At 45.9% G+C, this 12,666-nt stretch carries 12 protein-coding genes, 8 tRNA genes and 1 riboswitch; of the genes, 4 read left to right on the top strand and 16 right to left on the bottom strand.

Features of this window, described 5'->3' with window-relative positions; all coding sequences use genetic code 11:
- Nucleotides 1–198: 198 nt before the first annotated feature.
- The 12 genes from CES81_RS01145 to CES81_RS01090 form a co-directional block, all read right to left on the bottom strand.
- A tRNA-Pro gene (locus CES81_RS01145) sits at nt 199–272 on the bottom strand.
- A 23-nt stretch (nt 273–295) separates the two neighbouring features.
- Nucleotides 296–369: transfer RNA gene (locus CES81_RS01140), tRNA-Arg, on the bottom strand.
- Nucleotides 370–391: 22 nt separating this feature from the next.
- Nucleotides 392–477, bottom strand: a tRNA-Leu gene (locus tag CES81_RS01135).
- Nucleotides 478–492: 15 nt separating this feature from the next.
- Nucleotides 493–564, bottom strand: a tRNA-Gly gene (locus CES81_RS01130).
- Nucleotides 565–568: 4 nt separating this feature from the next.
- Nucleotides 569–641 (bottom strand) — tRNA-Thr (locus CES81_RS01125).
- 26 nt (nt 642–667) lie between these two features.
- A tRNA-Leu gene (locus CES81_RS01120) sits at nt 668–749 on the bottom strand.
- 17 nt (nt 750–766) lie between these two features.
- Nucleotides 767–839, bottom strand: a tRNA-Lys gene (locus CES81_RS01115).
- A gap of 2 nt (nt 840–841) precedes the next feature.
- Nucleotides 842–914 (bottom strand) — tRNA-Val (locus tag CES81_RS01110).
- A gap of 457 nt (nt 915–1,371) precedes the next feature.
- Nucleotides 1,372–2,646: a serine--tRNA ligase gene (gene serS, locus CES81_RS01105; RefSeq protein ID WP_089120341.1), complete on the bottom strand. Its 1,275-nt coding sequence runs from the start codon at nt 2,644–2,646 to the stop codon at nt 1,372–1,374.
- A gap of 280 nt (nt 2,647–2,926) precedes the next feature.
- The gene (locus CES81_RS01100) at nt 2,927–3,565 is read right to left on the bottom strand and encodes a deoxynucleoside kinase (RefSeq protein WP_089120340.1); all 639 of its coding nucleotides are present in this window, start codon (nt 3,563–3,565) and stop codon (nt 2,927–2,929) included.
- A 124-nt stretch (nt 3,566–3,689) separates the two neighbouring features.
- Nucleotides 3,690–5,165, bottom strand: a complete 1,476-nt coding sequence (locus CES81_RS01095; RefSeq protein WP_089120339.1) for an amino acid permease — start codon at nt 5,163–5,165, stop codon at nt 3,690–3,692.
- An 81-nt stretch (nt 5,166–5,246) separates the two neighbouring features.
- Nucleotides 5,247–5,424, bottom strand: a riboswitch (Lysine riboswitch).
- A gap of 43 nt (nt 5,425–5,467) precedes the next feature.
- A complete protein-coding gene (locus CES81_RS01090; protein WP_089120338.1) occupies nt 5,468–5,998 on the bottom strand; it encodes a GNAT family N-acetyltransferase in 531 nt (176 codons plus the stop codon).
- Between the two features lie 114 nt (nt 5,999–6,112).
- Here CES81_RS01090 and CES81_RS01085 point away from each other — a divergent pair, with 114 nt between their 5' ends.
- Nucleotides 6,113–6,913, top strand: a complete 801-nt coding sequence (locus tag CES81_RS01085) for a lp_1002 family arylesterase (RefSeq protein ID WP_089120337.1) — start codon at nt 6,113–6,115, stop codon at nt 6,911–6,913.
- A 71-nt stretch (nt 6,914–6,984) separates the two neighbouring features.
- On the opposite strand, the gene CES81_RS01080 is transcribed toward CES81_RS01085, so the two are convergent.
- Nucleotides 6,985–7,650, bottom strand: coding sequence for a phosphatase PAP2 family protein (locus CES81_RS01080; RefSeq protein WP_089088852.1), 666 nt, complete (start codon nt 7,648–7,650; stop codon nt 6,985–6,987).
- A 317-nt stretch (nt 7,651–7,967) separates the two neighbouring features.
- Here CES81_RS01080 and CES81_RS01075 point away from each other — a divergent pair, with 317 nt between their 5' ends.
- From CES81_RS01075 to CES81_RS01065, 3 genes are read left to right on the top strand one after another with little or no spacing between them, the layout of a single operon-like run.
- Nucleotides 7,968–8,810 (top strand): sulfite exporter TauE/SafE family protein, encoded by an 843-nt coding sequence (locus tag CES81_RS01075; protein WP_089088853.1) that lies wholly within the window; start codon nt 7,968–7,970, stop codon nt 8,808–8,810.
- 3 nt (nt 8,811–8,813) lie between these two features.
- On the top strand, nt 8,814–9,203 hold the full coding sequence (locus CES81_RS01070; protein WP_089120336.1) for a DUF1634 domain-containing protein: 390 nt from the start codon (nt 8,814–8,816) through the stop codon (nt 9,201–9,203).
- Nucleotides 9,204–9,247: 44 nt separating this feature from the next.
- Complete coding sequence (locus tag CES81_RS01065; protein WP_089120335.1) at nt 9,248–9,583, top strand: hypothetical protein; 336 nt, start codon at nt 9,248–9,250, stop codon at nt 9,581–9,583.
- A gap of 39 nt (nt 9,584–9,622) precedes the next feature.
- On the opposite strand, the gene CES81_RS01060 is transcribed toward CES81_RS01065, so the two are convergent.
- The 3 genes from CES81_RS01060 to CES81_RS01050 all read right to left on the bottom strand — a co-directional run bounded on the left by CES81_RS01060 (nt 9,623) and on the right by CES81_RS01050 (nt 11,882).
- Nucleotides 9,623–10,282 (bottom strand): metal-dependent transcriptional regulator, encoded by a 660-nt coding sequence (locus tag CES81_RS01060; protein WP_089120334.1) that lies wholly within the window; start codon nt 10,280–10,282, stop codon nt 9,623–9,625.
- Between the two features lie 17 nt (nt 10,283–10,299).
- Entirely contained in the window at nt 10,300–11,223 is a 924-nt protein-coding gene (locus tag CES81_RS01055) for a cation diffusion facilitator family transporter (protein WP_089120333.1), read from the bottom strand.
- Between the two features lie 113 nt (nt 11,224–11,336).
- Complete coding sequence (locus CES81_RS01050) at nt 11,337–11,882, bottom strand: GNAT family N-acetyltransferase (protein WP_089088858.1); 546 nt, start codon at nt 11,880–11,882, stop codon at nt 11,337–11,339.
- Nucleotides 11,883–12,666 lie beyond the last annotated feature (784 nt).

Below are 12,666 nucleotides of genomic sequence, written 5' to 3'. Positions count from 1 at the left end.
CTTTAACCGCATTTCACTAATCCAGAAATAGTAAAAAGCACAGTCACAAAAATGTGACTGCGCTTATGAGACACCATCAATACGATTTGACGATGACCCAAAAAATGTCGCTGACGTTAATTATTCCGGCACCTACTTAAACTACCAGACACAAAAAAAGACCGTCATTTCTGACGATCTCTCACGTTCGGTTCCTGATCGGGAAAACAGGATTTGAACCTGCGACCCCTACGTCCCGAACGTAGTGCTCTACCAAGCTGAGCTACTTCCCGTTTGTTGTTTAAAACAGCAAAAATGCACCCAGTAGGAGTCGAACCTACAACCTTCTGATTCGTAGTCAGACACTCTATCCAATTGCGCTATGGGTGCAAAGATATATTTTTATTAAAAATGCCGAGGACCGGGATCGAACCGGTACGGTCATCACTGACCGCAGGATTTTAAGTCCTGTGCGTCTGCCAATTCCGCCACCCCGGCAGGAAAAACGCAAAAAGCGGAAGACGGGATTCGAACCCGCGACCCCCACCATGGCAAGGTGATGTTCTACCACTGAACTACTTCCGCACAATGCCGACTAGAGGATTCGAACCTCCGACCTCCTCATTACTAGTGAGATGCTCTGCCAACTGAGCTAAGTCGGCGAAAGTGATGTTGCTATTAAGTTGAATGCGGGTGAAGGGACTCGAACCCCCACGTCGTAAGACACTAGAACCTAAATCTAGCGCGTCTGCCAGTTCCGCCACACCCGCATGGTGATACTGGTTAATGAGCCGTGACAGTCTCGAACTGTCGACCCTCTGATTAAAAGTCAGATGCTCTACCAACTGAGCTAACGGCTCAATGGAGGATACAGGGCTCGAACCTGTGACCCTCTGCTTGTAAGGCAGACGCTCTCCCAACTGAGCTAATCCTCCATGATGATGCTCAAAAGGTGAACAATGATGATCGACCTCTTTGAAACAACTATTATAGTTTATCATCCAGCAATTTCGCTGTCAACAACTTTTTTCAAGTTGTTGAATAGTTATTCAGAGCAAAATGTTCTGTGTTTCAACTGCAACAACTATATTACACGTCTTCTATAAAAAAAGCTACCCCTTTTTTTAATTTCTTTGAACTTTTTAGAATCAGGATTGGTTGCCGTTAATTGCTTTAATTAGACAACTAAAAAGTGGTTTAAAACCCGACTGTTTCTCATCATTATTTATAAATCCAATTTGGTTGACAATGAATAAGTTACCCATTTAATTCTATAAAAATGTATTTAATGGGCATTTTAGTTTCCAATAAGTCCAGATTATTGAACATTTCAATCAAATGGGGCCTGTCCCGACAATTTTGTCGGAACAGGCCCCATTTAAGTAGGTTCAATTACTCTTTAACGATTTTAGTTTGACCACCCATGTACGGTTGCAAAACGTCTGGAATATTAACGGTCCCATCCTCATTTTGGTAGTTCTCCAAAATGGCGGCAACGGTCCGGCCAACTGCCAAACCAGAACCATTCAAGGTATGCACGTACTGCAGTTTGCCATTATCATCGCGATACTGGATGTGCGAACGACGCGCTTGAAAATCGGTACAGTTCGAGCAGCTCGAAATTTCACGGTACTTGTCTTGATACGGAATCCAGACTTCAAGGTCATGAGTCATAGCAGCAGTAAAGCTCATATCACTGGTGGTCAACGTAATCACGTGATGCGCTAAGCCCAGCTTCTTCAGCAAGTCTTCAGCGTGGTTAGTCATCATTTCCAACGCATCCCACGACTGTTCAGGCTTCGTAAACTGCACCATTTCAACCTTATTAAACTGGTGCAGCCGAATCAGGCCTCGCGTATCCCGACCGGCACTGCCTGCTTCAGAACGGAAGGCAGGCGTTAAGGCGGTAAACTTAACCGGTAACTTATCAGTATCAATGACATCATCACGATAGTAGTTGACTAACGGTACTTCCGCGGTGGGGATCAGCGTTTCGTCGGCTTCCTTCAGTGAATAAACGTCTTCAGTAAACTTAGGGAACTGACCAGTACCAAACATGGAAGCACTGTTGACCATGTACGGCGGTAAGACTTCGGTAAAACCAGCCTTTTCGTTTTCATCCAGGAAGAAGTTATAAAGCGCACGTTCCAAACGGGCCCCTTGGCCGATGTAATACAGGAAGCGGCTGCCAGAAACCTTAGCACCACGTTCAAAATCTAAAATTCCCAGAGTCTCGCCAATTTCCCAGTGGGACTTAGGCTTGAAACCAAAGTCCGGAATTTCACCCCATTTACGCAGTTCAACGGAGCCGTCTTCAGTTAAACCAACGGGAACGTTATCGTTAGGAATGTTAGGCAGACGGGAAGCCTTATCGTAAACGTCGTCAGCAACCTCCGTCAACTGTTCATCCAAGGCTTTAATATCCGCGCTGACCTGTTTCATTTGCGTAATTTTATCCGATGCATCCTCTTTATTGCGTTTCAGTTGCGAAATTTCGTCAGATACTTGATTACGGCTGGCCTTCATCGTTTCACTTTTAACGATCAGGTCACGCCGTTTCTGATCAGCTGCCAGCAAGGCGTCAATTTCTGCCGCCTCAACCCCGCGGGTCGCTAACTTTTCCTTAACAAAATCCGTTTCGTTTCGTACTAACTTTAAATCAATCATAACTACTGCTCCCTTCATCTTTTTTGGCCCGCAAAAAAAGCTTCCGCCCCAAAATATTGGGACGAAAGCTCGCGGTACCACCCAAGTTTGCAGCCTAAGCCACACACTCTATGTCGGTAACGGTGATCAACCGTACAGGATTAACTGTCCGCTTTAATGTACTGGAGTTTCGATGAACGGTTCTCAGCAACCCGTCTCTCTGAGCATCTACTTAAAGGTACATCGCGTTTTATGATTGCATTCATTGTAGAATATTTAATCTCTAAAAGCAACCAAATTACTACAGATTCAGTTCCGCAATTTTTTGATCAACCAATGAAAGCACCTTCTTCTGGGCGCTTGGATCTTCCACAAAGTCCAATTCATCACCATTAATTGCCATTTTCGGTGACTTGTCATACCGGTTATACCAGTCCACGTAACGGGCATCGAGTTCCTTATAGTAGTTGTACAAACTTGGATCCTTATCAACCTGTTCGTATGACCGCCCACGCTTCTTAATGCGGGACAACATGGTGTCAAACGAAATGTTGATGTGAATCAACAAGTCAGGGTTCTTTTTTTCGTCGGTGTTAGGCAGCTCTTCCATCATGTTTTGAAGCAGAGAATTATAAATATTCGATTCAGTCTGGGTTGCACGGCCTAAATCAGCGTTGAGCTTGAATAATAGTGAATCCTCAAAAATGGAGCGGTCTAAAACAGCCTCGTCATCCTTGGCAGCTTCTTTAATGCTGTCTAAACGCTTGTTCAAAAAATAGATCTGCAGCAAGAAGCCGTACTTCTTAGGATCCTTATAGAACAACGGTAAAATTTCGTTATCCTCTACTGATTCATAATAAGCTGGTTTATTTAAGTGATGTGCAAGCAAATGGGTCAAACTGGTTTTGCCGGCCCCAATAGTTCCTGAAAGTACGATCATTAATAATTTCTCCTTTAACCTCAAAAGTCAGTACTTCATATTGTATCATGGCTAGCGGTAAATGCAATATGTTGTGTTAAATAAAAAACGCCCTCCAAAAAGGATGGCGTTTCTCGGTGTTAAATTACTCTTCAGACTCGACTTCCTCACGTTTGTGGGGAGCAACGTCCACTTTATCCAACGGGATCAAGTGAGTGTGGTGGCTGATCTTATACCAGACAAATAGGATAAAGAACAGCGGCACACTCAAATAAGTCACCGCAATTTGCTCCCAATCAAAATGAGCAAATGCCGTTGTGTTTTGGCCGACGATCACTAAAATACAAAGGACCAAAGCCAAAATCGGCCCAAACGGGAACCATTTAGCATGATACTTCAGTTCGGATACTTGATGGCCCTGTTTAATGAAGGCTCGACGGAACCGAAAATGGGAAATGGCAATCCCTACCCAAGCAATAAACCCGGTCAGCCCAGAAGCAGCAACCAGCCAGGTATAAACTTCCGGCCCTGTGATACTAGTAATAAATGCAATGGCGCCAATCACCGTCGTTGCAGCTTGGGCCCGCAACGGCACACCATTCTTAGTTGTATGCTGAAAGTACTTCGGCGCGAAATGATCCAAGGATAGCGAATATAGCATCCGTGAAGAAGCATACATCCCCGAATTTGCCGCTGAAATAACGGAAGTCAGTATGACCGCGTTCATGACACTAGCCGCAGCCGCAAGTCCAGCCCTCTGGAAGACCAGCGTAAATGGACTGATTGCGATATCGCTGGCAGATGACCCCAATAATTTAGGACTGGTATACGGAATCAAACAAGCAATCACGAAGATGGCCAGAATGTAGAACAGCAAGATCCGCCAGAAGACTTGGTTAATCGCCTTAGGAACACTCTTTTCCGGCGTTGCTGATTCGCCGGCTGTAATTCCCACTAGTTCAGTCCCTTGAAAGGAGAACCCAGCAACAACAAACACGCTTAAAATTGCGGGTACCCCACCTACAAATGGCGCTTGCTTATAGGTAAAGTTAGTGAGACCAACTGCGTGTCCGCCCATGATGCCAAAAATGGTTAGAAAACCTACAACCAGAAAAACGACAACGGTGACAACTTTAATCATCGCCATCCAATACTCCGTTTCGCCAAACGCCTTAACGGTTAAGGCGTTAATCAGAAAAATCATGACTAGAATCAGCGTGCTCCAGATCCACCCAGGCACGTTAGGCAGCCAGAACTTCATCACCAACGCAGCGGTACTAATATCCACCGCCAAGGTAATTGCCCAGTTAAACCAATAATTCCAGCCCATTGCAAAACCTAATGCCGGATCGACGTACTTAGTTGAATACGTTGAAAAAGAACCTGATACGGGCATGTTTGTTGCCATTTCACCCAAAGACGTCATTAAGAAATAAACCATGACCCCCAAAGCCACATAGGCTAACAGACCACCGCCAGGGCCCGCCTTTGAAATTGCTGACCCACTGGCAACGAATAACCCGGTTCCAATACTGCCGCCCAGCGCGATCATTGAAAGGTGACGGGTCTTAAGCTCACGCTTGACCTGATTGTCACCATTGCTACTTGCTTGCTTCGCCATTACCGACACTCACTTTCATTCTTATTTTGCCAATAAAAAAGGCCGCCTGCAGCAACCTGCGAGACGACCTGAAGTCATTCTACCGTAGGAAGCTCTCCGCAACACATCGCTGCGACAGTCCCAGCCTTCTTAAAACTGGTCCCAGCTCCGCGTGCTATCAGTCACGTTGAGCTTCGGCGAATTACCCTTTTACTTTCAGTCACAGAACCTGATTGTTCTCGTGAAAGCGACTCATTTAATTCGCGCCTCTTCTTTTGATGGTTTCAATATTAAACCGTTCCAGATTAAAATGCAAGCAGTCTTCACTGGTTAATGTCCAGCCGATAAACAACTTCAACTTTTCCCGGCTGATACAAGGCATACTTGGAATGCGTAAATTCGTCAAAGTAGTGAAAGCCGAGTTTTTCGAGTACCCGTTTGGAACGCGTATTTTCACTCAAAAAACTGGCCCAAATCGTTTGCAGTAATTGCTGATTAAAAACCGCCTTAACTAAGCCCGCCGCAGCTTCCGTCATGTAGCCTTGTCCCCAGTAGGAACGGTTTAAAACGTAGCCGATCTCCGCTGCCCCCCGTTCCCGTTCACCGTTTTCGGCAAGTTTCGGATAAAGGCCGATACTGCCGATCACCCGCTGCGTGACCCTTTCCACAATGGCAAACACCATTTCCTGCTTAATCGCAGTTTGCAGAAGATAATCTGCGTCTTCCCTACGACGCGCGTACTGAAAACCCGCTGCTTTTGCATTTTCTTGATCCCCAACGATGGCGTAATAGTCGTCCAAGTCGGACGCCACAAACTGGCGCATCATTAGTCGTTGTGTATGTATTGTAGGCATTATCAATCGTTCCCTTTTTACTCAAGTCAAAAATGCGTTAAACTATTCTTATTGAGTTTTGTTAACGCACTCTTTGGTTAAGTTTCATTATAGATTACAATTAGGATGATGACTATGCAAATCGTTAAAGAATCGCTCGGCAGCGATACTGCCGCTTATCTACAGGGTTACTTACGGGAAAAAGATCCTGATAATCCGGATCAAGTCTACCCCGCGATCATTGTTGTTCCCGGAGGTTCCTACACCCACATTCCCGAACAGCAGTCAGAAACACTGGCGATGGCCTTTGCAAATCTGGGGTACCAGGCCTTTTATTTACGCTACAGCTTTGTCGATGAAAAACAGCCGCTGCACCCAGCACCGCTAGTTGAATTGGCGCGGGCCGTATCCCGCTTGAGAAAAAATGCTGCCGATTGGCTTGTTGACCCCGATCGAATTGCTATTGCCGGCTTTTCAGTTGGCGGCCACGTTGCTGCGCTCTACAATGATTACTGGCATTCGGAATGGCTAGCCGGTCAAGCTGGCGTTGCTGCTGACACCATGCAGCCCCAAGCCATTCTGCTGGGCTACCCGGTGATCAGTCCCAAGCTAGGCTTTCCGGTTAAGGAGGGCATGCTTGCGCAGTGGACCGATGACCCGGACGCCATCGCGGCTGACGAACACGTCGGAGAAAACAACGCACCCACCTTTATCTGGACAACGGCAGATGATCCGCTGGTACCATCTGCAAATAGTTTGGCCTATGCTAATGCGTTAAGCCAAGCTAAGGTCCCCTTTGAACTCCACGTTTTCCGCCACGGCCCACACGGGTTGGCACTGGCCAATCATTTGACGGCCTGGAAACGTGATGCTAACCAGCCGCACGTTGCTCACTGGCTAAAACTGGCCGAAGAGTGGCTGAACACCACACTGTAAGATGAATCATCAAAAAAGCAATGGCCGCGGCCATTGCTTTTATTTTCTCACTTTTTAAAATCAGCTAACAATTAGTATACCGATCGCTTTAACAATTTGACGTGCAGTAGCTTAGGCGCCAGCCAGAGGTATAACCACTCGCAGATCTGCAACCAAGCATACGCTAAAAGGATTGCACCAATGGTATCAGTTGGATAATGCGCTCCCAGGTAGACGCGGGATAAGGCTAACAGGATCAACCAAATAATCATGATAGTTCTCACCAAAATTAACTGCCAATCCTTTTCAATCATCGGTACAACCACGATCCATAAAATAGCAATCACCAGCGTCATGCCGAAGACGTGCCCGCTAGGAAAACTAAAACCGTTGTCGCTGGCCAAATGACCAATTGGCCGCGGCCGCTGAACAATATGTTTGACTAGCGTTGCGATAATATCGCCGCCAAACAAAGTTCCAAGTGCCCACAGTGCGGGGATCCGATACTTGAACCCCCACAGCAGAAAGGCAATCAGCAGCACCCAAAAGATATCAAACGTTGGACTGCTTAAAAACGAAATGAGTTTCATCAGCACTTCTTTGGCGCCGGACTGATGCTTTTGAACAACTTCAATCAGGACCCCATCGATAAATTCCAATAACCCAGACTGTCCCATGACGACAGCTGCTAAAAACGCAAACAGGCCGCCACTGACTAGCAAGCGAAACGGCCGGTCCCGTTCTTGTTGAATAATCATTGTTGCTTCCTCCCAATATGGTTAACGATTTAACACTGCGAAATTGAGTATAGCATACATTATCACATGGCTGATATTGAATTTGGGATTGTTATTACAAAATTTAGAAATAGTAGGACTTGCGGCACCAGTTTATGTTGATAAGGGCTTCAGCTGATCTTATGCTAAAACGCCGTCTAAATGTGCTTTAGTTCACTACTTGAATATCGCCTTAGCCTGCGTCACACGCTTGCTTCATTTTACACGTACCAAGATAGGGGAAAGTATGCTAAAGTTGGTGGGGAATATTTTATTGCTATTCAAGAGAGGAAACTATCATGGTTCAAACAATGCTCATAATGATGGGCGTCGGTCTATTTGCCGGGATTGCCGGCGCAATTCTAGGTTTAGGCGGCGGGATCATCATTACACCCATCTTGACTTTAATGATGGGTTTAGATATCAAATATGCCATTGGGGCAAGTATCATCGCGGTGATCGCCACTAGTTCCGGTTCAACCATTGCCTACCTGAGAGACGATGTATTAAACCTGCGAGTAGCTATGTTTCTTGAAATTGCGACCACTATCGGCGGGATCTCCGGTGCCCTTTTAACCGGCATCCTGGATCCGAAATACCTCTACTTATTGTTTGGCGCATTACTGGTCTTTTCTGGTTGGAACATGTGGCGCAAATTAAGACGCGGTCAAGAAGTCATGACCAACGTCAAGCCTGACCAAATTGCCACCAAACTGAAGTTAAACGGGTCGTATTATGATAAAGCGGCCCTTAAGCAAGTTACTTATCAAGTTGAAGAAGTTCCCCAAGGCTTTCTAGTAATGCTGGGTGCCGGTCTAGCCAGCGGAATGTTAGGCATCGGTTCTGGTGCCTTCAAGGTCACCGCTATGGATACCTTTATGAAGATGCCGTTAAAACCGTCATCGGCTACCAGTAACCTGATGATGGGCGTCACCGCTGCTGCTAGTGCCACCGTTTACTTCTTCAACGGTTCAATTCTACCAAACATTGCGGTGCCATTAGCCCTAGGTATCCTAGTCGGCGCGGTGATCGGTTCGCGTGTGATGCAGGTCTTACCAGCCCGAGTGATCCGCATTATTTTTATTCCCGTCATTTTATTTATCGGTTTGCAAATGCTGTATAAAGGCATCATTGGAGGTTAACACATGGACGATCAATCACATCAAAGAAGGGCCACCGCAACTGAAATGGCACACATTGAAGGCATCATTGGCCGCATTTTGCAGATTGGCGTCGCGGTTGCTGCCGTCATCATGCTATTTGGCCTGATCTTGCTGTTAATGAACGGCGGCAATGGCGGTTATCCAGTCGGCCATCAGCCAACGACCATTAAGGGCATCGTTGCCGGCACCATCGCGTTGAAGCCTTACGCTGTCATGATGGTCGGCATGTTCTGCCTGATCATGACGCCCGTGCTGCGTGTGGTGGTTTCCATCTACGCTTTTTATAAAGAACACGACACGCTCTACGTCTGGATCACTTCCATCGTATTAGTGATTCTATGTATCAGTTTTGTGATCGGACATACCGTGTAACCCAAAAAGACTGATTCTTAACTTTAGAAACGAGGAACGCTTCATTGACTTACTATATTTGTGCCATTTTTACCTTGATCAGCGCCGCCGTCAGCTTCGGCTTTTCCATTGAAGCCTATAGCTCAGCCAAGAAAAAGGCCGGCAGCTCACTGACCACCGCTAAATACGCCGTTTCCAGGAGCTTAGCTCTGCTCGTGGTCTCAATCGGCCTCATCATCTTTATTTCACGGCCCTATTTAACCACCTTGGCGACTGCCATGATCTTAGTGCAGCTGTTTGACGGTTTGATCGGCCTGAAGATCAGCCGGTTCAAAACCGCTGGGCCGCTGTTAACCGCCCTGGTAAATGCACTCTTACTGCTATTACTGCTGAAATCATAAAAGAAGCTAGTCCCCCATTGATTCATGGGGGCTAGCTTCTTATTTTTTGTCGCGTTCAACGAAAATATAGTGCGCTGCTTTGTAACCGATGGTCAGCTCTAGATTATCGGTTAAGTTGGTCACTAACACCGGTCCTTCAAAAGGATCATGCTTGTTGACCTTTAACTTATCACCAATGTCCAGCTTGATATCGCCCAAGTACGTCAGGAGGTCATGGTTATCGATAAACCGTGATACCGTAACGATTTCGCCATCCTTAGCGGCGTTTAAGATCAAGTGGGACTCACTGTCGAAGTGACCGTTACGATCCGGAATCGTGCCGCCATGGGGACACTTCTTAGGGTGATCCAGCGCGTCATCCATCGCATTTGCCAGCTTTTCGCTAGTGACGTGTTCCAGTTTCTCAGCTTCAACGTCCAAATCAGGCAAGGCATAGTTTAACTTTTTAACCAGAAACGTTTCCCACAGACGGTGCTTACGAACTAGCGTCACCGCTTTTGAACGGCCCTTGTCAGTCAGCGAAATGCCGGCGTAAGGTTCGTGAATGACGAGGTCTTCTTCAACCATCTTATTGATCATTTCAGTGACCGAACCAGCCGCAATGTTAAGACTAATGGCGATCTGCTTGTTAGAAACTTTCTCGCTTGCGCCACCAAGTTCAAAGATAATTTTTAAATAATCCTCTTTCATGGGTGTCATAGTTAATTTACTCCTTGTTATTCTTCATTTTGCCGTTTTAAAAGTTGCTGTCTTAAATCTTCATTCAAAATCATTTCTTCACCGCGTCCGCGGAGATCTTCCGCTTGCAGCGTCACGTGACAAATACCATACTTCTTCGCCAGTAATTCTTCAACCTGATGGTAAATCGGTTCAGCTTCACTGAGCAGCATATCACGCATATTAATGTGAGCTGAAAACATGATGCGATTTTCATCGATCATCCAAATGTGAATGTGGTGAACATTGGTAATACCATCTATTTGCATTAGATCTTGCTTAACGGTGTCGTAGTCAATTTTGGGAGCACCCTGCATCAAAATGGTGATCGTGTGGCGTACAATTGGCCACGACTCGCAGGTAATATAAACGGCCACAATTATCGTGATGATCGGGTCAATGATAACAACATTATACCACTGAACCATCGCAGCACCGAATATAATACCAACTGACGATAACGTATCACTTAGAAAATGCAGGTAAGTGGCCTTCATATTCAAATTATGTTTGGCACCACGATGCATTAAAACAGTTGAAGCTAAGTTGGCGATTAAGCCAATAATGGCAACCGTCATCATCAGTTCGCCATTGATCGTTTCTGGATGGGTAAGCCTCTTAATAGCCTCAATCACAAGAAAAATAGAGACTACGATCAGTAAAACGGCGTTCAGCATGGCTGCCAAAATTTGCGCCCGTCCGTAACCAAAGGTGTTACGTTCATCTTCATCCCGCAAACTGATCCGGTGTGCAATGTAGCTGATGATAACAGAAAAGGTATCACCGAGGTTATGGAAGGCATCAGAAAGCAAGGACAAACTACCAGACAGCAGGCCACCAACCGCTTCCACTATCGTGATGGCACTATTAAGTACGGTAACCGCGAAAAACTTTCTACCTGACATGTGTTCGTCTTCAGCCATACTGATTCCTCCCTAGAAGACAATAATATCACATTTTTAGGGGAAAGCCCCGATTAAGTTAGGGGCTTAAAAACAAGAAAAACGCTTGCCAATTGGCAAGCGTTCTCGTCATATTAATGGGTTTTAACAAGCAACCCAGTTGTCGTTAGTTTTTCGTAAGCATAATCGCGAATCGTCGTTTCAGCGTCAGCTAAAACTTCAACCGTCCCAGTTTTGGTAAACCCAGACTTGTCGATAACGTGCTGCATGCCTTTGTTATCCGGATGCGTGTCGATTCGAATCCCCTTAACAGAAGAATTCGCTTCGATTTCTTTGAAAATGGCAGCAAAAAGTTTGCCGGACAAGCCCTGGCCGCGATGATGAGCGGACACTGCTACCCGGTGGATGGCAACGTACGTATCGTCGTGCGTCAGCCATTCGCCATCAATGCCTTGATAACTTTCGTCTGGTGCTGGCACGACCGCAGCCGTACCTAACACTTCGTAGCCTTCAACAAGAACTACCGTGTGACCATTTTGAATGTCATTAACCAGCGAATTGGTATTGGGATATCCCCCCTGCCATTGATCAATGTTTTGAGCCGCCAGGTGAGTTTTCCCATCCTGGATGATTGATTCGATTTGTGGTAAATCCTTCATTTCTGCGCGACGTAAATACATTTGTTCCACCCCTTTTTGTTTTCACAAGATTTTCATATCTTACCTTCTATTTGCAAAGAAGTCTAGCAAAATCGTTCAGAAATTTCCTAATAATTCCATTAAGATTTCTCTAATTTTTAAAGACTGCTAGGCTAGCGATGTAAGCGGGTAAAAAAATGGTTTTCTCACGAAGATTGTGAAGCAGGGGAAGTGGCGCTTTTAGCGTGATTCTGGTAATGAGAAGGCCAGTACCATTAAATTCACTAATTCACAGGTTGGGGGCTAAGGGTTGGTTTTAGCCTGTGAATCGTGCTGAAGTTGCTTGGGATTACCTTGATTTTGAGCCAATAAAGCTACTCAGCTTGACACTTTGGTACCCCTTTTTGAAGTTGAAAATGGTTTCATTGTTTTCACTTTTTTCATGGCTTTGGCTATGCCGAAACGTATTCAACGAGGCAGGGACCTGCATGTAAGGAAGGCCTGCCATAAATCCAAACCCAGGATTTACGTGCGTTGATTTTATCTAGCTGAAACGTGTTCAACGAGGCAAGGACCTGCATGTAAGGGCGCCATACCATAAATCCAAACCCGGGATTTACGTGCGTTAATTTTATCTAGCTGAAACGTGTTCAACGAGGCAGGGACCTGCATGTAAGGGCGCCATACCATAAATCCAAACCCGGGATTTACGGTATGGCGCCCTTACACTCCGGTCCCTAAACGCCTCGTTTCACACTCTACTCTACGCGAAAAGGCCCCCTCAGTTTTTCACTGAAGGCGCCTTCCGAGTGATAGGGTGACCAAC

Origin of the sequence: Secundilactobacillus pentosiphilus (assembly GCF_002217985.1) — a bacterium.
GTDB classification, from domain to species: domain Bacteria; phylum Bacillota; class Bacilli; order Lactobacillales; family Lactobacillaceae; genus Secundilactobacillus; species Secundilactobacillus pentosiphilus.
This window is presented reverse-complemented; position numbering and strand designations above follow the sequence as displayed.